This window comes from Pantoea sp. X-Soil-ISGK-355 (assembly GCF_059730805.1).
Genome location: NZ_AP035971.1, coordinates 72,512 through 94,350, shown reverse-complemented (window position 1 = coordinate 94,350; position 21,839 = coordinate 72,512). Strand labels below are relative to the sequence as shown.

Annotated in this window: 11 protein-coding genes; 2 read left to right on the top strand and 9 right to left on the bottom strand. The window is 58.7% G+C overall.

Annotated elements, in window-relative coordinates:
• Positions 1-68 precede the first annotated feature (68 nt).
• The 5 genes from AC6I8J_RS00385 to glyQ form a co-directional block, all read right to left on the bottom strand.
• Positions 69-314, bottom strand: a complete 246-nt coding sequence (locus AC6I8J_RS00385; protein ID WP_161737010.1) for a hypothetical protein — start codon at positions 312-314, stop codon at positions 69-71.
• A complete protein-coding gene (locus AC6I8J_RS00380; protein WP_497824985.1) occupies positions 311-10,558 on the bottom strand; it encodes a hemagglutinin repeat-containing protein in 10,248 nt (3,415 codons plus the stop codon). Before AC6I8J_RS00380 ends, AC6I8J_RS00385 begins: the two co-directional genes overlap by 4 nt.
• A gap of 58 nt (positions 10,559-10,616) precedes the next feature.
• Complete coding sequence (locus AC6I8J_RS00375) at positions 10,617-12,347, bottom strand: ShlB/FhaC/HecB family hemolysin secretion/activation protein (RefSeq protein WP_497824984.1); 1,731 nt, start codon at positions 12,345-12,347, stop codon at positions 10,617-10,619.
• A 378-nt stretch (positions 12,348-12,725) separates the two neighbouring features.
• Positions 12,726-14,795 (bottom strand): glycine--tRNA ligase subunit beta, encoded by a 2,070-nt coding sequence (gene glyS / locus AC6I8J_RS00370; RefSeq protein WP_253420612.1) that lies wholly within the window; start codon positions 14,793-14,795, stop codon positions 12,726-12,728.
• Positions 14,796-14,804: 9 nt separating this feature from the next.
• Positions 14,805-15,716: a glycine--tRNA ligase subunit alpha gene (glyQ, locus tag AC6I8J_RS00365; protein ID WP_003849680.1), complete on the bottom strand. Its 912-nt coding sequence runs from the start codon at positions 15,714-15,716 to the stop codon at positions 14,805-14,807.
• A 220-nt stretch (positions 15,717-15,936) separates the two neighbouring features.
• On the opposite strand from glyQ, the gene AC6I8J_RS00360 reads away from it, so the two are divergent.
• The gene (locus AC6I8J_RS00360; RefSeq protein ID WP_161733202.1) at positions 15,937-16,932 is read left to right on the top strand and encodes an acyltransferase; all 996 of its coding nucleotides are present in this window, start codon (positions 15,937-15,939) and stop codon (positions 16,930-16,932) included.
• Here the strand turns inward: AC6I8J_RS00360 and AC6I8J_RS00355 are convergent.
• Positions 16,917-17,849, bottom strand: a complete 933-nt coding sequence (locus AC6I8J_RS00355) for a GlxA family transcriptional regulator (RefSeq protein ID WP_161733204.1) — start codon at positions 17,847-17,849, stop codon at positions 16,917-16,919. The genes AC6I8J_RS00360 and AC6I8J_RS00355 overlap by 16 nt on opposite strands.
• Before the next feature lie 11 nt (positions 17,850-17,860).
• The gene (gene yieH, locus AC6I8J_RS00350; RefSeq protein WP_161733206.1) at positions 17,861-18,520 is read right to left on the bottom strand and encodes a 6-phosphogluconate phosphatase; all 660 of its coding nucleotides are present in this window, start codon (positions 18,518-18,520) and stop codon (positions 17,861-17,863) included.
• Between the two features lie 152 nt (positions 18,521-18,672).
• On the opposite strand from yieH, the gene AC6I8J_RS00345 reads away from it, so the two are divergent.
• Positions 18,673-19,986: an NCS2 family permease gene (locus AC6I8J_RS00345; RefSeq protein ID WP_161733208.1), complete on the top strand. Its 1,314-nt coding sequence runs from the start codon at positions 18,673-18,675 to the stop codon at positions 19,984-19,986.
• Positions 19,987-20,022: 36 nt separating this feature from the next.
• On the opposite strand, the gene AC6I8J_RS00340 is transcribed toward AC6I8J_RS00345, so the two are convergent.
• Together AC6I8J_RS00340 and AC6I8J_RS00335 are read right to left on the bottom strand one after the other, a co-directional pair.
• The gene (locus AC6I8J_RS00340; protein ID WP_161733210.1) at positions 20,023-20,772 is read right to left on the bottom strand and encodes a 4'-phosphopantetheinyl transferase family protein; all 750 of its coding nucleotides are present in this window, start codon (positions 20,770-20,772) and stop codon (positions 20,023-20,025) included.
• Positions 20,773-20,950: 178 nt separating this feature from the next.
• Positions 20,951-21,541 (bottom strand): malonic semialdehyde reductase, encoded by a 591-nt coding sequence (locus AC6I8J_RS00335; protein WP_161733216.1) that lies wholly within the window; start codon positions 21,539-21,541, stop codon positions 20,951-20,953.
• Between the last annotated feature and the right edge of the window lie 298 nt (positions 21,542-21,839).

The window sequence follows — 21,839 nt, the reverse complement described above, 5'->3', positions numbered from 1 at the left end:
AAAGCAAAAATCTCGGCCAGGCTGGCCGGGATTTACTTATATTAAGGATAACCATAAATAAGCATAGTTTATCTATTAAGTGATTTTTTCCTGTAGGGAATATAATAAGATAACCATATTAAAACTCCCAACACAAAACCAATAACTGCCATTTTGAAAGCAATACGTAATTGATGACTTCCGAAAAAATCATTGAACACTCCACTTCCAGGCAACCATTGAAAAACAAGACTAATTATAAACATAAAAGCAGAGGCGACAGTGCAAGAATAAATAAGCAGCATAGCTAGTTTCCAAGTTGGCACTTTCATCATTTCTTCTCCTCTACGATTTTATTTGCAGATTGGTTGAAAAGACCCGACGCCGCAGAGTCGGTAACATTGGCAGCTATTGATGGAGTGGCACTTTGAGGAACAGGCTTAGATATTGTCCACACTCCTGTCTGAACCCAATCATATTGTTTTGAGACTGGATTAAACACTTTATCAAACGGTATCTTTATAATATTACCAGCCGTATATCCCACTGATGCGCCGGTCTTACTCATCAAAGAAGCCATAAATGGATCGTCCCCGCTGATTTCTGCTTGGTAATAACCGCCTGCCGCATTCCATGACATGGTCGGATTGTACCCTTTACCGGCGGTAATCCCACCAACGACTACAGATCCGATTACGTCTGATAGTTTTACTTCTCCTGTTGTTCCATACTGGATACCTGCACTCGCTGCACCTGCAACACCCACTACAAGAAGCTGCTCTTTAGTATTATTCACGGCATTCGTAATAATAGCCTTCCCACCCATTATTGCTACCGGCCAGGAAGTTGGGGTCATTATTACATCCATTACCCGATCACCTGTAGTGATATTATCCTTCAGGAATTTAAGATCAGAGCCATTAAGATATTTAACTATCGCTGCCGCATCCGGATCTTTCAGTTTCTCATCCAGTCTTACCTGATGTTTATCAGCATCCAGCGCAACGTTAGTGGCCGCCTGAACCAGTTCTTCCCAGCTCACACAGGCAACACCGCCTCCGGTACAGGCTTCCGCCAGCTCCTTACTGTTTTCGTTGCTGATATCGATGTATTTCTTAATCACGGCCCGACAGTCACCGCCGGACGCCTTACAGTCAGAGAGTTCTTTATCAAGCGCTCTGGCTTCTGTGCTACTCAGATGGTTATTCTCAACCGCGTTCTTACCCGCCTGCGCGCCCGCCACAACATCCGCCGTGCTGTCACCTACCACGCCGCCAGCCAGACCCGCCGCCAGCGTACCCAGCGCGCTGATCGTCTGCCGCTGCTCTTCGCTCAGGTCCTCACGTTTAATGCCCGGATACAGCTGCTGCGCGATGTACTCGCCCATCGCCGCACCCGACGCGCCCGCCAGCGCTGAATTGCCCGCCGCATAGGAGGTTACCGCACCCAGCAGCGCGTGCGCCATCAGGTTCGCTTCGGTATTCACCTTACCGTTCGCGTCCGTGGTCAGCTCATGTATCTTTTCTGCCAGGTATGGCGCGGCCGCCCCGCTCAGGGCCTGCGCAACGTTGCCGCCCGACAGACCCTGCACCGCCGCCGTTACCGCGCTGATGCCCTGCTGAAGGGCCGAACCCGTGCCGAACGGCTTCATCGCCGTGTCGTAAGCCTGCTTCGCTATCTCATCTGCCGTCGGGTTCAGCTTCCCTTTTCCTGCCAGCTCTTCCCTGGCCGCCGCCAGTGCTTTAGGGTCCTGCTGCGCCTTCAGGCCCGCTATCTGGCCCTGCGTCCTGGCAATATCGCCCGCCTGGCTGCCTATCTCCGCTATCAGCTGCGCCGCCTTCAGCCGGTTCTGCTCCTTCTCCTTGTCGAAGATGACGTCCAGCCCCGGATTCGCGTTCGCTACGTCGCGGCTGAGGTCCGCCACGTTCTGCTTCTGCTTCGATGTGTCGCGGATTACGATCGTGCCTTCGCTCACCGCTGCCTTCGTGGTGGAGTCCGCGCTGCCGCTGTCGTTCAGTCCCGCCAGCATGCCGTTCGCCATGTTCCCGGCGAACTGACCGCCCACGCTGCCGCCCGTGCTCATGCCCGCGCTCTGATGCTCCACGTCATATTCCGCGTGGTTCTCTATGTCACCAAAGCCCAGCGTGCCGGTGTCGAGCTTATTCAGGCTGGCATCTGCCGTACTCGCAATAACCGCACCGTTCAGCTGTGTGTGCTCACCCATCGTCACGTCAAAGCCGCCCTGACCCGCAAAAATCCCGGTCTGCTCCGCCACGCTCTGCCAGTTGCTGTGCATCTTATCCCGGCTCACGTTCACGTTCGCCGACCCGGTCATTGAGCCGAAGGTAAAGCTGCCGCCCGCGCTGGCGCTCTGCTGTTTGCTGTCGTAGCGGTCGCTGTCCTGCTCTGAGGTCAGCGTCAGGTTGCGGCCCGCGTCCACCTTCACGCTCTCACCGCTGGCCTGCGCGCCCGTGAGCGTCGTGTCGCGCCCGCTGGTCAGGCTGAGCCGGTTGCCCGCGTCCAGCGTGGTCTCGCTGTGCGTCAGCCCGTTGCCTTTTTCGCTGCCTTTCGCCGCGTTGACGCTCGCCGACACGCTGATGCCGTAGCCGCCTGACCCGACGCCGATACCGACCCCGACGCTGCCGCCCTTGCTGCTGTTCTGACTGTCGGTGCGCTGCGTGTTCTGCGCCGACTGCAGCAGGATGTCCCGCGACGCCTCCAGGCTCAGGTCGCCGCCCGCCTTCAGCTGGCTGCCGGCGATGCTGATGTCGCCGCTCTGCGCCGTACCGTTTTTGCCGGTTGCCGTGACGGCCAGATTCCGGCCCGCCGTCAGCGTGCTGCCCTGCGACCGGCTGCTCTCAGTCCGCGTTTCGCTTTTCGACGACTGGCTGCCGTACGAGGCGCTGACGCCGATGGTGTTGGTCGAGCCCGCCTGATAGCCGTCCTGCCCCGGCTTCAGGTCGCCGGCGGCATTGTGTGCGTTTGCGGCGGCAGTGTTCAGCCCGTCCATCTGAGCCGCCTGCGCCGCCTGCACACCGTTCAGCGCCGCCTGGGTGTTCTGCAGCGCGCTGACCCGCCCGTCGCCCGACTTCCTGGCCTGCTGCGCGCTGCTCACCGCCGTGTTGAGCGCGCTGCCTGCCGTGCCTGACAGGGCGATGCTCAGACCGCTCTGTTTCTGCTCGAAGGTTTCCTTACGGCTGCGTGAATCAAAGCCCGGGTCGATAGTTACGCTGTCGCCCGTCAGGTTCATGTCTTTACCCGCTACCAGGTCCGCGCCGCCGACGTGCAGCCGGTTGCCCGCCGTGACGTTCACGCTGCCCTGGCTGCTGCCGACGGTGCTGACGCTCTGGCTCTGGGTGGTGCCCTTCTCATCAATCTCATGACGGGTCGACTGCTTGCCGACGGTGAAGCCGATGCCGCCGCTGCTCAGCAGGCCGCTCTTTTTCTTCTCTTCCAGCTGGTAATGGCTCTCGGTCTCCGTCGCCGCACCAATCTCCACGTCGCGCCCGGCCCGCAGATTGACGTCCTGGTCGGCAGCCACCGCCGATCCGGTCACCGTCAGGTCGCGTCCGGCGATGACCGTGACGCTTTCGCCGCTCAGCAGGCTGCCGTTCTCACGCGTGGTGACGTCCCGCGTCACGCTGTGACCGCTGCTTTTGTTCAGCAGACCTTTATTCTCTGAGCGTTCTTCACTGTAGAGCGACTCACGTTCGGTGGCGGTGTTCAGTACCACGTCCTGTTTTGCCTGCAACCCGACCGCGCCCTGTTCGCTGTGCAGCGTACTGCCGGTAACGGTGACGTCGCCCTCGCGCCCGATCACCGTCACGCCCTGCTGCCCGCTGAAGGTGCTGCCGGTGCTGCTCTCACGTGCAGTTTCCTCTTCACGGTGAGTGCGGGTATTACCCTCGCGCTTGTTTTCGCTGTCCTGAGCTACCAGGCTGGCGCGTGCGTCTTTAATGGTAACGTTCTGCGCGCTGACGCCAATGCTGCCCTGGGTACTGTCGACCTGCGCGCCTTCGGCCAGCAGATTATTGCCTGCCACCAGCGTCACGCCCTGGTCACCGCTCAGGGAACTGAGCACCAGACGCTCTTCCTGACGACTGTTGCTGACCGATGAAGTCCGGCTGTTTGCCTCAAGATGGGTAGTATTGGTGGTGGTTTCAGCGCCGATGCGAATGTCGCCGCCAGCCTCCACCCGCGCAGAGCCGGAGGCGCTGGCCTGGCTGCCGGTCAGCGTCAGGTCACGTCCGGCCGAGAGCAGGAGGTTGCCACCGGCTTTCAGTTCACTGCCCTGCGCCTGTTGCCACTCACCGCTGACCTGCGCCATGCGCTCACCTGCCTCTTCCATGCCGTCGCTGGTACGGTTGCCCATCGCACCGGAGATTACCTTCACGCTACTGCTATGGCTGCTTTTTGCAGTGCCGATCTCAAGGTTGTTGCGTGCGCTCAGACTGAGATTATCGGTGGCATTGAGCTTCGCGCCCTGCAGCCGGATATCGGTACCGCTGAGGCTGATATCCCCAGCACTCATCGTCGCCTGACGCAGGGCATTCTGCAGATCGGTGCTGATCGTGAGGCTTTCCGCCTGCACATCGATGCTGCCCGCCTTAATATCGCCGCTCAGGTGCTGAAACTGCCCGCTGTCGATGGCGAGTGCCTTATCCGCAAACAGATTACCGGCATTGGTCACGCTGTCCGCCGAGAGCTGCAGGTTACCGCCGCCAATCACCGCGCCCGCGCCGGTCAGGCGCAGCGTGTTCTGGGCCAGATAAACTTTCGGCACCCACACCGTCTGAGGTCCGTCTGCCGTATCAACCGTTTCGCTGACCAGCCAGACGATATCCTGCTGCAGCGCCGCAATCTCTTGCGGCGTCAGCGCCACACCCGGCACCAGATGGAAATCCTGCGCCACTTTTGAGCCGTTATTCATTAGCGCCTGATACTGCTCCATTGCATCCCAGCCGTTAACGGAAGGCCTGCCGGTCAGTTTCAGGACCTGCTCGCGCACCAGGCGCTGCTCATAAAAACCGTCGCCCAGCCGTTTATGCACCTGTGACGGGTCATAGCCCACGCGTTCGAGCAGATAGTCGCTGCTGATAAATTTGCTCTGGCTGGTGAAGCGCTCGTCAGTCACCACCAGATACGGGCTGCCCGCCGCAGTGTGCTGGCTGAACAGGCCGTTATCGGGGATGGTTGTGGCGACTTTCTCCAGCTGTTGCAGCGCCGTCAGTGCCAGCTCAGCCGGTAACAGCGGGCGACCGTCGTCACCCGCCGCAAGCTCTGTGTCGCCGTCATGGTGAGCGACGCCGTCTACGGCAAAAGCCAGCGGGTTACGTTCATACTCTGCGCGTTCGGCATCCACCGCCTGCAGCGCCGCCTCAAGCTGGCTGATCTGCGCCTGATTAACGGTGGTGTTACTGATGCTCGCTCCGCTGATACTGACATTACCGTTGCCGGTAATGATGCCATCAATGGTAGCCAGGGCCGTGGTCTCATCAGAATTGAAGGTCGGGTACCAGTGATGGGTATTCTGGTCATAATGGTCGACAATCACTTCCTGGCGTCGCTCATTGACCGAATAGCCCCGGTTATCAATGCTGCCACCGCCGTCCACGGTCAGATTGCCGTTAGCCGTGATCACGCTGGCGTCATTGAGTAATGCGCCGATGATGCGTAGCACCATGTCGCCACCCGCAAGAATGCGCGCGCCGATACCTTCACTGACCAGCCGATCACGCGTCACCGTGCCGGTTACGCTACGCTCACGGAAATTGTTGTAATCAGTGACGAAAAGCGCATTGTCGATGTCGATATGCTTTTCGGGATCCCACTGCTCAAGACGTCCACTGTTGGCTTCGCGCCATACCGTGTTCTGATAAGGGGTTGGCACATTTTTTTGCCGCAACCCACGGGTTTCATAGAACGTCATGGCATAGGTGCCGTCGGCATTGGGGTTCAGCGCCAGATAGTTAACCCACAGATCGGTCAGCACGCCCTGATTGTTCATGACGCGAACCTGGGCGCGTTTGCCTGCAGCGTCAATCGCCAGCAGCGTGCCGTAAGGATTATTCTGTGCCGCTGCTTCATCCTGGAAGGTCAATTGCTGAGTGGTCGACGCCATAGTGCTGAGATCCGTATTGGTCTCTCCGCCATAAGAGCGCCAGTAATAGTTATAACGATGCCAGCTGTAGTCGCTGCTCTCGGCCTCGCGCTCTATCACCAGTCCTTCGCGCAGGTTGTCGAGCCGCCGCGCCTCCAGCGTCATATCACCATCTGCTTCGATAAAACTCGCCCGGTTCTCGATCAGGTCATCGCTGTGCAATGACAGGCGATCGCCGCTGTAGAGCAATGCACCCTCTTTGTTGCTCAGCTGCTCGCTGGCCTGCAGCGTCAGGCTTTGCGTTGCGGCAATGACCGCAGTCTGTCCGTGATTATCGATAACCCGACCACGCACGGTGACCTCATCGCCTATCACGGTGGCGAGGCTATCCAGCGAGTCGACATTCAGCGTCAGGTTGTCGGCTTCAAGCCGCCCGCTGTTCAGAAGCGCACCCGTCGTGAGCTGAACGGTTTTACCCACCAGCATCGCCGGGTTGGTTATGCCTGCCGCATTCAGCACAAGATTACCTGGCAGCAGCCAGTCCACCAGGTTAGTAAACGCCCCGCTCAGCGAGAAAGTCACCGTGCCGTTACTGCTGATGGTTTCACCCGCATGGCGGGTGTAGTCCTGTTGTGCAGTCAGCGTCAGAGCTTGCAGGCCTAGCAGCGTGCCGCCCTGATTATCGAAAGAGTGTGCATGGATGTTTAATGCGCCAGCACTCTCCAGCCGTCCGCTCTGATTGAGCAGCACCAGCGGTGAATCAGTCGGTGAGAGATCACCGTTGAGGGTGAGATCGCCATTCGCCAGCACCCTTCCCTGCCGGTTGTCCAGCTGTGCAACACCGCGCAGCATGAGCGTTCCGGCGCTCTGCAGCCGTCCGCTGCTGTTATCGATGTCACGGGCAGCGATGTCGGTAAAGGTCGTACCGAGTAACAGGCCGCCGTCGCGGTTACTCAGACGATCGGCCTGCAGTGAGAGTCCCGCCTGGCTGCTGAGCACACCCTGTGTGCTGTTATCGATCGCCGTGGCCTTCAGCACGAGATCCTGAGTGGCGACCAGCTGGCCGCCCTGATTGTTCAGTTGCGCAGCGTCAAGGGAGAGCGCCGCGCCGCTGTGGACTTTGCCCTGCTGGTTGTTGAGCACATTGAGGTGATAATTTCCCGCGCCCTGACTGATCAGCGTGCCGCTGGCATTCTCCAGTTGCCCTGTTGTCAGATTAATCGCCTCACGACTGCTGAAGATGCCCTGACGGTTAGTGACCGTCGCGGCATTAACCTGCTGTTCACCGTTGCTGCGCACCGCACCGTCGCTGTTATCCATCTGTCCTGACAGCTGCAGGCTGAGCTGTTGCTGGCTGTCGATGTGGCCGCCCGCGTTGTTCAGCGTCTGCGCATCAAGCTGGAGCGCGCCGCCACTCTGCACGTTGCCCGCCCGGTTATCCAGATCCCCGGCCAGGTTCAGCCTTAACTGCCGCTGACTGTAGAGCAGACCGCCCTGGGTATTATCAATACGCGCAGCGGTAATAGTCAGCCCCTCACCAGCCAGCCACTGACCACCCGCATTGTTAATGCTACCGGTGCGGTTGCCTTCGGTCTGACCCTGAACGGTCAGCAGCTGCTGAGCAGAGACTTTACCGGCCAGGTTGTTGATATCTTGCGCAATGCGTAACGCCATGCCAGCAGCCGATTGCAACACGCCGCTGGCGTTACTTAGCCAGTTCGCCGAAAGTTCAGCCTGCTGCTGACTTTGTACGCTGCCCGCCGTGTTATCGAAACCGGCAGTCGTGGCAGTCCAGCGCCCCTGGCTACCCATCCAGCCCTGCGCATTGCCAATTTCCTGCGCCTGGAGCGTCTGGCTTAGCCGACTGAAGATGCGGCCATTACTGTTATCCAGACGACCCGTGAACTGCATATCCAGCGCGTCCAGCGCATTGATCGCCCCCCCGGCATTCAACAGATTTGCGGCGCTGGCCTGCGTGCTGCCATTGCCGGTCAGGGTGCCGCCCTGATTGTCCCATTCGCCTGCCAGACTGAGCGTCAGCGACTGCTGGCTGAAAATCTGTCCTGACTGACGATTGTTCAGTGCGCCACCCTGCATGAGCAGATCGCCGCCGCTTTGCAGCGACCCGCCATCGTTATCAAACAGCGTCGCGGCGGTGCCCTGGATCGCGAGAGCATTTTTCGCCGTGAGTTTGCCGCCCTGGTTGAGGATATCGCCACGACTGGTCAGCGTCAGATCACCGCCAGACTGCAACCGGCCGCTGGCGTTATTGAGTTGATCGGCCGTCGCTGTAACCTGCTCACCACCCTGCACCGTCCCACCGCTGTTCTCCCAGAATCCGCCGCTGTTGAGCGAAAGATGATGACCCGCTTCGATCCAGCCATCGCTGTTGTCCAGGCCCTGTGCCGTCATCAGGCTCAGATCCTGCAGCGCAATCACTTTGCCCTCTGAATTATCCAGCCCGTTTGCCGTCAGGCTCAGATCGCGCTGGCTGACAATCTCGCCCTGCACATTATTCAGATGCTGTGCGGTCAGCGACAGCTGACCGCCGTTCAGGGTGCCAGCGTGATTATCGAGATCACCGCCCGCGCTGAGCGTCAGCGCATCACCGGCCAGCAGCTTACCCTGACTGTTGTAAACCGCGTCGCGGGCATTAATAGCCAGCACGGTCTGGGTTTTAACGGTGCCACCCTGGTTAGTCAGGCTGCCTGTCTCAAGCGTCAGATCGCCGTTGTTACCCAGCTCACCCGCGGTATTGTCGAGCAGACCGTCAATCCGCCATTTTTGGGCGGCGTTGTCGAGTGCGACCATGCGTCCACGCTGGTTATTCAGCGAGGCGGCCCGGAAGCTGAGTTGCCGGCTCTCAATCGCTCCGTCGCTGTTATCCAGCCCACTACTCAGGGTGAAGCGGCTTTCGCCACTTCCGGTCTGCGACCATCCGGCCTGCTGGCTGAACAGGCTGCGCCCGTCGATCTGCCAGCGCCCGGCGCTAATCTGCACCTGCTGCGCCTCGATATCACCTGCCGTGTTGATCACCAGCTCCGTGCCATTAATCACCGCCTGACGCACGGCAACACCACCTTCCTGAGCCGTGAGCATTGCGCGGCTGGCCGCGACCTGAGCGCCACTGAGATCGACGCGGCGTCCATGTGCGCTGATCTCTTTTTTGCTCAACAGGCTGCCACTGGCGCGAATGGTCTCCTGGCTCTCCAGTTGCAGACTGGCTTCCTGCACAATCTGGCTGCTGGCGTCGCTGCCTGCCAGCAGGTGTCCACTGCTCTGAATGCTGCGGGCTGCCGTCAGCCGTACGGCACCAGCCGCCGCCAGGGTGCCGGACTGGGTAATCCCGCCTTCACGGCTCTGAACCGTCAGCTGACCGCCACTGTGGAGCTTGCCCTGATAATCAACGCTATCTCTGGCCGTCAGGCTGATGTCGCCTGCGGCCTGCGTGACGCCATCCTGTGCCGTCGATTGCCAGACAAGTTTACCTTCGCTGCTCACTACCAGCGTTTTACCCGCCTGCACCTGAGCGTTCTGATTCCGCACCCCGACGCCTGCTTCGGTGCCAATCATGCGGATCTGGCCGCTGTACATGCCGCCCATCTGACCCATGTCGATCGCCAGTTCAGGTCTGGCGCTGCCGTCGTCAGCCAGCGGTATGACCGTCTGTGTGTCGGCACTGATGCGGTTACGCCCAGCCACCACCGTCAGCTCTTTTTTGGCCCAGACACCCGCATTGATCTCCACCGCGCGGGCCAGGACGTCTACGTATTCAGTATCATGACGGGAATCGCCATTAAGTCCGCCGCCTTCAATGCGCACCACGCCGCGTTCAACCTGATAACCCGCCAGGCTGCCGTCGGCGTTGCGCTGCGGTTTGCCGGTGGTCAGCGTCATCCGTCCGGCGTTGATGGTGCCGCAGCCGTTGCAGACAATTCCTGCCGGGTTGGCAACGATCACCTGCGCCCGTCCGCCCGCCACTTCCATATAACCGCGAAGCTGGCTGGGATTGTTGCTGTTCACTTCGTTGAGGATCACCCGCGCCGGTGCAGCGCCGGGCTTGAGGTTCGGGTTGCCCTGAATCATTCCGGCCAGTTGCGTGGAGGTCATCACTGCGGAGTTATTCAGGATGGCACCGTTCTGCGCGACGTCGAACTGCTGATACTGGTTGTGTGAGATTCCTGCCTGATTGGGCGCAGTAATATTGACCTGCGGCAGCCCGTTCTGAGTCACGATGACGTCCGGCCGCTGACCTGGCGTAGCGTTGCCATCCGCCACAATGCCGTTCGCCAGTGCTGGCCCGGCAAACAGCGCCAGTCCCAGCAGCCACGCCGTGCGGCGTAAAGTAACCCAGAGCCGGGGCGCGCCGTTGCCTCGGCTCTGGCCGGGTTCCGTGCTGCAACTGCGGGCAAGTTCTGACACCACCCGGAGTTCACCATGGGTGCGGCTGAAGATAATGCGATAGCAATGTTTATTCATGGGTCACATCCGTGTGAAAGTCACTGTTTCAGATAGCGGTGATCACCCGCTTTGTTGGTCAGATTTCCAGGTTAACGCTGAAACCCGCCGTCGCGCCTGAGGTATGAAAACCCTCGGGTTTACAGAGCGGCACGCCCGCAAACAGGTCATAGCTGAAGCGACCCCAGAGTGAGCCGCGTACGCCGATGGCACTGCCTGCCAGCTGATGCCCGACCAGGTCCCGCGTCGCGGGTCCGCTTACCCGGCCATAATCGGCAGCCAGATAGAGCTCATGCCCGCGTGAGAAAAGGTTCCAGCCGATTTCGTTGCGCCACAGCAGACCTTTTTCCCCCGACAACATCTGTTCACCGTCAAAGCCGCGTACCGTGTAACGCCCGGCAATCGCCATGCGCTCCTGCGGCGTCAGCGCATTCGGACTCCATTGTCCGCGCACGCTGCTATAGACCCGCCAGGGTTGCTCGCCCAGGGCGAAAGGATGGTTGATGCCGAGGTCGCCCAGCAGTATGCCGGTACGCGCACTGCCCTGATGACGCGACTCTTCTGGTGCAGGAAGCGCATTAAACGCCCCGGTACCGCGCCGCCAGGCGATACTGGCGTCCAGCGTGCTGCTACTCAGATAGCTATGCTGATTCAGGCCCAGTTCCCAGCCCGCAGTGCGCCGCTTTTGCTGCTCAATGTCGATATCGTTGACGGCGTTGGTGGAGTGTTTGCGGTAGCCACGCAGATTAAGCGTGGTTTTGTTCGACTGATCGCGGTAGAGCAATCGGGAGACCGTGAGCTGGAAATTATCGCTCTTGCCGCTGTAGCGCAGCACCTCATTGGCATTGGGGATGTTCTGGTGATAGGTGTAGTCGTTGTAGTTGGCGGAAACGGCCCAGTAGCCTATCGGGAAAAAGTAATTCAGGGTGTGCGAGCGGTTACCGAACGGCCCATGCTCAAACAGATTTTTGCCAATATTGGCGTAAAACAGATCGTTCTGCGCAAAGGGCGCATCCACTGCGAGGGTGGCGGAACCGAGATAGCGCCCGGTACTTCTGGAGCCGCTGTCATCCAGTCCCAGACTGAGCCGTACCGGTCTGCCTTCGTGCCAGTTGACCTGCAGATCGCTGGTGGCTTCCTGCTCGCCCGGCACGATTTTAATGTCAGCTCTGGCGCTGGGCACCCGCTTAAAGTTCTCCAGGCCCTGCTCAATATCCCGCAGATTCAAAATATCGCCCGATGACGCCGGAACGGTATTCCACAGCCGTCCACGCCAGGAAACAGGTTCTTCGAAGCGGATCTGGCTGATACGGCCAGGCTGCAGCGTCAGCGTTAATACGCCTTTAGTCAGATCCTGCTCCTGTGCCATGACGCGGGTGGTGACATAGCCTTTGGCGAGAATTGCATTCTGCACTTTGTTAATGACCAGCACGATGCCCTGTCCGCCCAGGCAACGGCCGGTGGCGTCTGAAGCAGCATCAAGCGCCCACTGAAAACGGCTGGCTTCGTCGCCAGTCAGGGCGATCTGATTGATGGTAAAGCAGGGCTGCTCACTGGCAGGATAACCGGGCAGACGACTATCAGGACGGGGAAGATGTTCATTCGCCTGCGGCGCATTCTGCTGTTGCAGCACGCGCTCGCGCGTCTGCTGACGCAGTTGCTCGCGGGCATCAATCACCTGGCCTTCTTCGCGGGGATTATTGGCTGGCGGCGCTGCCATCAGCGGTAAAGAGAAGCAGAACAGCGCGCCCGCGACTATGGCGAGCAGAGGCTTTGGCGGATGCCAGAGCGATAAACAAATCCTTTTCATGAAAATTCCATTTCACTAACTGTAACCGGGTGTAAATTTTGGCGAATTATCCATCAGAAAGGGACAAAAACAAGGGGGAGGGCTATTTTTGAGGCGGTTTCTTAACCTGCGGATTGATGAAAAACCTTAGAGTATTACAGGAGAAAAATTAACAATTAACCTTTTGATATATAATAATATTTATCAGCTGGAGTATCACGACAGCCGATTTCTGATGACCGGCAATGGCAGTTTGAGCACTTTAGCGTATTCATTTGCATCCTAAAAAATGGCCGCTATAGCGGTCACACTCAGATATGAGTTGAAGACATCAGGCCTGAAAAATCCCATAAAAAAAGGGACGATTGCTCGTCCCTTTTTCGTACTACGCTAAGAGGATTACTGCAGCAGCGAGATATCCGCGACCTGCAGGAACAGCTCACGCAGTTTTGACAGCAGCGTCAGGCGATTGACCCGCACCGCCTGATCGTCGGCGTTCACCATCACTTTATCGAAGAAGTTGTCTACCGCGGTGCGCAGCTGGGCCAGTTCGACCAGCGCATCCTGATAGCGGCCTTCAGCGAAGTAAGGCTGCAGCTTGCTGCTCAGCGCGGTGACAAAGGTCGCCAGCTGGATCTCTTCGTTCTCTTTCAGCAGCGACGCCTGCACGCTCTCATTCAGCGTTTCGGTCGATTTTGCCAGAATGTTAGAGACGCGCTTGTTCGCCGCCGCCAGTGCTGCGGCGGCCTCCAGCGTACGGAAGTGCGACACCGCTTTCATGCGTGCATCAAAGTCAGCCGGACGGGTCGGACGACGCGCCAGAACTGCCTGCAGCGTATCAATGCTGTGACCCTCTTCCTGATACCAGGTGCGGAAGCGACCCAGCATAAAGTCGATCACATCATCCACCACGCGGGCGTTGCTCAGCTTGCTGCCGTACAGACGTACTGCTTCTTCAGTCAGCGTCTGCAGGTCGAGTGGCAGGTTTTTCTCAACGATGATACGCAGCACGCCCAGCGCCGCACGACGCAGTGCGAACGGATCTTTGTCGCCTTTTGGATGCTGACCAATGCCGAAAATACCGGCCAGCGTATCCATTTTATCGGCAATCGCCAGCGCACAGGCGACCGGGCTGGATGGCAGATCGTCACCGGCAAAGCGCGGCTGATACTGCTCGTTCAGCGCAACCGCCACATCTTCGGCTTCGCCGTCGTGACGCGCGTAATGCATGCCCATCACGCCCTGGGTATCGGTGAACTCGAAGACCATGTTGGTCATCAGGTCACACTTCGACAGCAGGCCCGCGCGGGTAGCGTGATTCACATCGGCGCCGATTTTACCGGCAATCCAACCCGCCAGGGCCTGAATGCGATCGGTTTTATCGCGCAGCGTGCCCAGCTCTTTCTGGAACAGGACGGTCTCCAGACGCGGCAGATTGTCTTCCAGACGTTTTTTGCGGTCGGTGTTAAAGAAGAACTCCGCATCGGCCAGGCGCGGACGTACCACTTTCTCGTTGCCGGAGATAATCTGGCGCGGATCGCTGGATTCGATGTTGGTGACGAAAATGAAGTTCGGCATCAGGTTACCGTCATTGTCATACACCGGGAAATACTTCTGATCGCCTTTCATGGTGTAGACCAGCGCTTCCGCTGGCACCTTGAGGAATTTCTCTTCAAAGGTCGCGGTCAGGACGACCGGCCACTCCACCAGCGACGTCACCTCTTCCAGCAGGCTGTCGCTGATATCGGCGTTGCCGCCTAAGCGGCGTGCGGCCGCTTCTGCATCGGCTTTGATCATCGCTTTGCGGACCTGATAGTCGGCAATGACCTGGCCGCGTTTTTCCAGCACATCAGGATAGTGATCGGCGCTTTCGAGCGTGATTTCGCTTTCACCCATAAAGCGGTGACCACGAATAATCCGGTCTGACGCGATGCCCAGAATGGTGCCCGGGATCAGCTCATCGCCCAGCAGCATCGTCACGGTGTGCACCGGCCGAACGAACTGCACATCGCTGTCGCCCCAGCGCATCAGTTTTGGCACCGGCAGCTTGCTGAGTGCAGTCGCAATCATCGCTGGCAGCAGTGCCTGGGCCGCTTCGCCTTTGACCTGGGCGCGATAAACCAGCCATTCGCCTTTATCGGTGGCGAGGCGTTCAGCCTGATCGACAGTAATGCCGTTGCCACGCGCCCAGCCTTCAGCGGCTTTGGTCGCGTTGCCGTCAGCATCAAATGCCGCTGCGACCGCCGGTCCGCGCTTCTCTACTTCCCGATCGGGTTGTGAGGCGCTCAGGTTGGCGACTTTCAGCGCCAGACGACGCGGCGCAGCAAACCAGCTGACCTCGCCGTGGCTCAGGTTAGCGGCATCCAGTTCAGCAGTGACCTGCGCGGCAAAGGCTTCTGCCAGGCTGCGCAGGGCTTTTGGTGGCAGCTCTTCGGTGCCGATCTCCACCAGGAAGGTTTGTTCAGTCATGGCTGCCTCTTACTTTTTGTTATTGCACATCGGGAAGCCCATTGCCTCGCGAGAGGCGTAGTAAGCTTCAGCCACGGCTTTGGTCAGGGTACGAATGCGCAGAATATAGCGCTGACGCTCTGTTACCGAGATCGCTTTGCGGGCATCCAGCAGGTTGAAGCTGTGTGCCGCTTTCAGAATGCGTTCGTAGGCGGGCAGTGGCAGCGGTTTTTCCAGCGCCAGCAGATGCTGTGCCTCTTTCTCGTACTGCTCGAAGCAGGTAAAGAGGAAGTCGACGTCGGCGTATTCGAAGTTATAGGTGGATTGCTCCACTTCGTTCTGATGGAACACGTCGCCGTAGGTGGTTTTGCCCAGCGGGCCATCGCTCCAGACCAGATCGTAAACGCTGTCGACGCCCTGGATATACATCGCCAGACGTTCCAGGCCGTAGGTGATCTCACCGGTTACCGGCTTACACTCCAGGCCGCCAACCTGCTGGAAGTAGGTGAACTGCGTCACTTCCATGCCGTTGAGCCAGACTTCCCAGCCGAGTCCCCAGGCGCCCAGCGTCGGGTTTTCCCAGTTATCTTCTACAAAGCGAATGTCATGCACCGTCGGATCCATTCCCAGCTCTTTTAACGAACCAAGATACAGCTCCTGAATGTTGTCGGGTGACGGTTTGATGATGACCTGGAACTGGTAATAGTGCTGAAGACGGTTCGGGTTTTCACCGTAGCGGCCATCGGTAGGACGACGGGATGGCTGCACGTAGGCGGCGGCGATCGGCTCCGGGCCGAGTGCACGCAGGCAGGTCATCGGGTGTGAAGTGCCAGCGCCCACTTCCATGTCCAGCGGTTGGACAATGGTGCAGCCCTGACGCGCCCAGTAATCCTGCAAGGTCAGGATCAGCCCCTGAAAGGTTTTGGTATCAAACTTTTGCATGTTGAGTGTGCACGCGCTTCGGTTAGATTAAAAAAAGAGGCCGACAGTATACCCTTTGACCGCGCGATGTGCAGCCGTAAATCCCAGGCACTACCGGCGCGTTTTCGCGGTAATTACGGGCGCTGGCATACAGATGGCTCCGAATCCTGCTGGCGGCAGTTGTTGCTCTGGTCGCATTTGACTACCCTTTTGCGCACGGAGCTATGCGCAAGAGGACGCCATGTCGCAGAAGATTTACTGGATCGATAATTTACGCGCGGTTGCCTGCCTGATGGTGATCGTGATTCACACCACCACCTGGTATATCACCGGGCCGATGGCGGTAACCGGCACGACCTGGGATGTGGCGAATCTGCTGAACTCGGCATCACGCGTCTGTGTTCCACTGTTCTTTATGATCTCCGGCTATCTGTTTTTCGGCGAACGTAGCGCCCAGCCGCGTCATATGCTCCGGCTGGTGCTCTGTCTGCTGTTCTACAGCGCGGTCTCGCTGGCCTATATCACCTGGCTGACGCCGATCAGCGAAGGACGTTCGATCCTGAAGATGCTGCAGAAGCCCGTGTTCTATCACCTGTGGTTCTTCTTTGCGCTGATTGGCATCTATCTGATGTCGCCGCTGATCCAGGTGAAAACCGTGCAGGCACGCTATGTAGCGCTGCTGGTGCTGGTGCTGGCGGTACTCGCCAACCCGAATACGGTCAGCCAGTCGCTGGGCCCGTTCCATTTTCTGCCGGTTAACCTCTATGTCAGCGGTGACAGCATTTACTACCTGCTCTATGCGCTGCTGGGACGGGCGATCGGCACCATGGACACGACCCGGCGCGGCCTGACCCCGCTGGCCGCCGGGCTGTTTATCGCCTGTGTGATTGGCATTACGTTAGGGACGAAAAAGGCGCTGATCGTCAACGGGGCGTTTAACGATACCTGGTATCTCTACTGCGGACCGCTGGTATTTATCGCGGCGATCAGCCTGCTCATCGTGTTTAAAAACAGCCTGAATCAGCGCACGCTGCCCGGTTTTACCGTGATTGCGCGCTATTCACTGCCAATCTACGGCTTTCATGCGCTGTTCATTCACTATCTGCGCACGCATCACTACGATGATATGTCGCGTCCGTGGCTCGATCTGCCCTGGGTGTTCGGACTGACGCTGGGTGGCAGTCTGCTGCTGGGGATGGCGCTGAAACGGGTCGATACCCGTCACTTTGTCAGCTGATCGGTTTCCCGCTGGCGGGCGCGTCGCAGCTGGCGCGCCGATGAAAATCCCGCCGCCAGCGCCGCTTTCTCAGCGGATTCACCCTGCTGCTGACGCTGGCGCGCCACGCCAACCCGCAGCTGCTCATGGTATTCCCGCACGCTGATCCCCAGATGCTGACGAAACAGCCGCGCCAGATGACGGCTGCTGACGTGGGCGCGCCCGGCCAGCTCGGTCAGCGTCCAGCCATGCTCAGGATGCGCAATCATCAGGTCCTGCGCCCGATGAATGGCCGGATGCAGGTGATTGCGGTAACGCAGCCAGGGTGAAAGCTGCGGGTCGTCACCGGCGCGGCGGAACCAGACCACCATTTCCCGCGCCACGGCCAGCGCTGTTGGCGTATCGCAGAGCTGATTCACCAGATGCAGCGCCAGGTCGATCCCCGCCGTGATGCCCGCGCTGGTCCAGATATTCTCATGCCCGACAAATACCCGGTTCTCCTGCACCTGAGCGCGCGGGGCGACCGCTTTCAGACGGGCAATGACATCATGATGGGTGGTGCAGGGCACGTCATCGAGCATGCCCGCTTGCGCTGCCAGCAACGCACCTGAGCAGACGCAGACCAGCATAAAGGTCTGCGCGCGCAGCGCGGCGTGCTGCCGCATCAGCCAGTCGCGTGCTTCTGTGGCCTGGGGTGTGGAATAACAGATCTGCGAGTCATAGACGCCCGGCACCACCAGCAGGCTCCCGGCGGGCAACTGTTCTGGCAAGGGTTCGATGCCGCCAATGGTCATACCGGTGGAACAGACCACCTCCGGCTGCGGGCCAATGTAGCGCAGCGAAAAGCGATCCCCCGCCAGCTTCAGCGTTTCGGCCGGGCCGGTCAGATCCAGTACCATGACGCCAGGCAGGGTTAAAAACCAGACGGTATGTGTCATGCTGGCCTGCGCTACACCAGATCCCAGCCACGGGCGCGCCACAACGCAGGCAGCTGCGCCATGTCGTCGAAGCGCGTCACCAGCGGATGATCCAGTTCAGGATTGTGCGGATCAGCACAGTAGTAGTAGACCGGGATCCCGGCGGCAATACCGGCGCGGGCGCCCGCTTCGGAGTCATCCACCAGAATGCAGCGCTCAATCGGCACCTGCATCTGTTCCGCCGCGTGGTACATCAGCTCCGGATCGGGCTTCCAGTGCAGAATGTCATAACCGCTATAGAGGTGTTCGGCAAACAGCGGCAGCATGCCGGTTAAGCCCAGCGAGTGCTGCATCTTTTTTACCGTCCCGTTTGAGACCACGCACATCGGCACTTTGATCTGCTCCACTAGCGCTTTCGCACCCGGAATTGGCTGCAGTTGCTGATCGAACAGTCGCGCGACTTCCGCGCGATAAGCTGTCTCCACCTCTTCCATCGGCAGCGACACCTGATGCGCGTCGCCCACGTCACGAATGATGTCGTAGAGTTTGACGCCCTTATACTTTTCAAACATCTGCTGCAGCGACAGCGCCAGACCGTAACGGGCAAACGTGTTGACGTAGGCCTGGGTGCAGAGCAACTCACTGTCCACCAGCGTGCCATCGCAATCAAAAAAGACGCATTCAACTGACATCAGACTCTATCCTTCGATTCAGGGGTGTGCTCCACACTCTACCGCACTCAGCGCAGATTGCGAGACTGGCAATCGGTTGCGAAAAATCATTGTATTGCCCCGGTAAAATCGCCAGGATACGCGCCGATGATTTTTTCTTCTGGATGGATGGCATGAGCAAGCAAGGCGTTTTGCAGCGCATCTTCAGGCTGCAGGAACATGGCACCACGGTGCGCACCGAAGTGATCGCAGGTATCACCACCTTTCTGACGATGGTCTATATCGTCTTCGTCAACCCGCAGATCCTCGGCGTCGCCGGTATGGATACCCAGGCGGTGTTTGTGACCACCTGTCTGATTGCCGCGTTTGGCAGCATTCTGATGGGACTGTTTGCCAATCTGCCGGTGGCGCTGGCCCCCGCAATGGGGCTGAATGCCTTCTTCGCTTTTGTGGTGGTCGGGGCGATGGGCTATTCGTGGCAGGTCGGTATGGGCGCGATTTTCTGGGGTGCGGTCGGCCTGCTGATACTGACCCTGCTGCGGGTTCGCTACTGGATGATTGCCAATATCCCACTGAGCCTGCGCGTTGGCATCACTGCCGGTATCGGCCTGTTTATCGCCATGATGGGGCTGAAGAATGCCGGTATTATCGTGCCGAATCCCGATACGCTCGTGGCCGTGGGTAATCTGACTTCGCACAGCGTGCTGCTGGGCGCACTCGGCTTCTTTATTATCGCCATTCTGGCATCACGCAATATCCACGCGGCGGTGCTGATCTCAATGGTGATCACCACCGCTATTGGCTGGATGCTGGGCGACGTGAAGTTTGTCGGCCTGTTTTCTGCGCCGCCTTCGATTACTTCGGTGGTGGGTCAGGTCGATATCAAAGGTGCGTTTAACATTGGCATGGCGGGCGTCATCTTCTCCTTTATGCTGGTCAATCTGTTCGACTCCTCCGGCACGCTGATTGGCGTTACCGACAAAGCGGGACTGACCGATGAAACCGGCACCTTTCCGCGGATGCAGCAGGCGCTTTATGTCGACAGCATCAGTTCGGTGAGTGGCGCGCTGGCGGGCACGTCTTCCGTGACCGCCTATATCGAGAGCACCTCGGGCGTGGCGATTGGTGGCCGTACCGGTCTGATGGCCGTGGTAACCGGCCTGCTTTTCCTGCTGGTGACCTTCCTGTCACCGCTGGCCGCAATGGTGCCATCCTATGCCGCCGCAGGCGCGCTGATTTACGTTGGCGTGTTAATGACCGCCAGCCTGTCGCGCGTGCGCTGGGATGATCTGACCGAAGCCGTTCCGGCGTTTGTCACCGCCGCCATGATGCCCTTCAGCTTTTCCATCACCGAAGGCATTGCGCTGGGTTTTATCGCTTACTGCGTGATGAAACTGGGCACCGGCCGCTGGCGTGAAATCAGCCCCTGCGTGGTAATTGTTGCGCTGCTGTTTGTGCTGAAGATTGTCTTTATCGACGCGCACTAAGCACAGTCAGAGCCGCAACCCACCGGTTGCGGCTTTTTACATTTGAGGATGCAGATTGCGCTCGCCGGGCAGACTGGTCAGCCGCAGGGCATGAGGCCCGATGTTGGGTTTACCCATCTCGATTTCGCGTAATGCACGCCATTCAAAAGCGTTATCCATCTCCCACAGGTACAGCCGCTGGGTCGCAGACGACAGCGCGCACGACCAGACCAGCATGGGTTCCGCATCACATACCACCTGAATCTCGGGATAGAGTGACGATCGCAGCCGACCGGCACCCGGCAACAGGCGCAGCGAATCCAGTCCGCGATCGCCTTCTCCCGTCAGCTTGAGAATGCTCTGGCGTAACGTCCAGATTTGCGTCACCGCTTCCATGGCATCCTGCTGGGCATTAATCCAGGCGATTTCGCCCGACGTTAATCCCTGAATCAGCTGCTCCTGCGTCTGACGGCTCCGCGCATGCACAATCTCCATATCCAGACCCGCACGTCCACCCTCTTCAGCCAGCAGCACCCCCACCGTATTGCCCGCATAGGCGATGCTGAAATCGGGCAGATCGCTGTCAGCAAACACGGGACGTCCGTTACCCTGGATAAGCAGGCGCGGCAGCTCACTAATGCCATAAACCCGCAGCATCAGTTGTGCCAGCAGGGTACGGGCGGCAAGAAATCGTCCACGGCGTTTGTCAGCAAACTGCTGTGCCGTGTCGGTGATAACCTGGGGAATGCGTAAATCATTAGCCGGGAAGCCGGGATCGCCCGTCCAGCGTACAAAATGACCAGCCATCTGTCGCTCCGTGAAAATGGTCAGATAATCATCAGACGCATTGTAGGAATTTTCTTACCTTAATGCACCTGACAACGCACAGATTGGGGTAAATTCGGAATAGGATGAGCATACAGCGCAGATTAGCGGGAATGGATCAGCGTTACGCGTCGCGATTCGACTCGCGACGCGGGCAGCATCAGGCGAAACGGCTCGCCTGCTCAAAGCTTAGTCGCGGCAGGCGCGGATGCAATTTTGACGCGTCACCATAGCCGAGGTTAATCAGCAGATTAACCTGATACTGACCGTCGGGGAAAAAGGCGTCGTTGACTTTGGCCGGATCAAACCCGGACATCGGACCGGCATCCAGACCCAGCGAACGAGCCGCCAGAATCAGGTAGCCCGCCTGCAGGCTGCTGTTACGGAAAGCGGTCTCTTTTGCCACTTCCGGGCTGCCGGTAAACCAGCTGCGCGCATCAGCATGCGGGAACAGCGCGGGCAGCTGCTCATAGAACTCGCGGTCCCAGGCCACAATCACCGTGACCGGCGCGCTCATGGTTTTTTCCAGATTGCCGGAAGAGAGTGCCGGTTTCAGCTTCTCTTTGCCTTCCGCCGAGGTCACGAAAACAAATCGCGCAGGCGAACAGTTCGCCGAGGTCGGACCCAGCGCCGTTAAGGTATAAAGCTGTTCCAGCAGGGCATTATCGACCGGCTTATCCTGCCAGTAACTGTGGGTGCGGGCGTCATTAAACAGGGTATCCAGTGCAGCAGTGTCGAGCGGTGTACTCATGCAACTCTCCTTTTTCAGGCAAAAAGTTCGCCTGAAGGTATTCACGTAGTGGGTTTGCTTCCGGCCCGACACGGCTGGATGAGGCGGGGTTCACTCACCGCGATCATAGCCGCACGTCAGATCGGCGCGTCTACCGTTATACGACAACGTGTTGCCGCCGCAAAATAGCAAACTGGATTAAAAGGCAGCGATAGTAATCTTCATCATAAAGGCACAGATAACAACTCAATAGCTCAACAACCAGTCGTCGCACATCTTAGGATCTGTACAATCCTCAGTGCAACGTGACAGATCTGAT

Coding starts and splice junctions, on each gene's coding strand:
- AC6I8J_RS00380 (WP_497824985.1), bottom strand. CDS start 10,558: ATGAATAAACATTGCTATCGCATTATCTTCAGCCGCACCCATGGTGAA.
- AC6I8J_RS00355 (WP_161733204.1), bottom strand. CDS start 17,849: ATGACACATACCGTCTGGTTTTTAACCCTGCCTGGCGTCATGGTACTG.
- AC6I8J_RS00360 (WP_161733202.1), top strand. CDS start 15,937: ATGTCGCAGAAGATTTACTGGATCGATAATTTACGCGCGGTTGCCTGC.
- AC6I8J_RS00345 (WP_161733208.1), top strand. CDS start 18,673: ATGAGCAAGCAAGGCGTTTTGCAGCGCATCTTCAGGCTGCAGGAACAT.
- yieH (WP_161733206.1), bottom strand. CDS start 18,520: ATGTCAGTTGAATGCGTCTTTTTTGATTGCGATGGCACGCTGGTGGAC.
- AC6I8J_RS00335 (WP_161733216.1), bottom strand. CDS start 21,541: ATGAGTACACCGCTCGACACTGCTGCACTGGATACCCTGTTTAATGAC.
- AC6I8J_RS00340 (WP_161733210.1), bottom strand. CDS start 20,772: ATGGCTGGTCATTTTGTACGCTGGACGGGCGATCCCGGCTTCCCGGCT.
- AC6I8J_RS00385 (WP_161737010.1), bottom strand. CDS start 314: ATGATGAAAGTGCCAACTTGGAAACTAGCTATGCTGCTTATTTATTCT.
- AC6I8J_RS00375 (WP_497824984.1), bottom strand. CDS start 12,347: ATGAAAAGGATTTGTTTATCGCTCTGGCATCCGCCAAAGCCTCTGCTC.
- glyS (WP_253420612.1), bottom strand. CDS start 14,795: ATGACTGAACAAACCTTCCTGGTGGAGATCGGCACCGAAGAGCTGCCA.
- glyQ (WP_003849680.1), bottom strand. CDS start 15,716: ATGCAAAAGTTTGATACCAAAACCTTTCAGGGGCTGATCCTGACCTTG.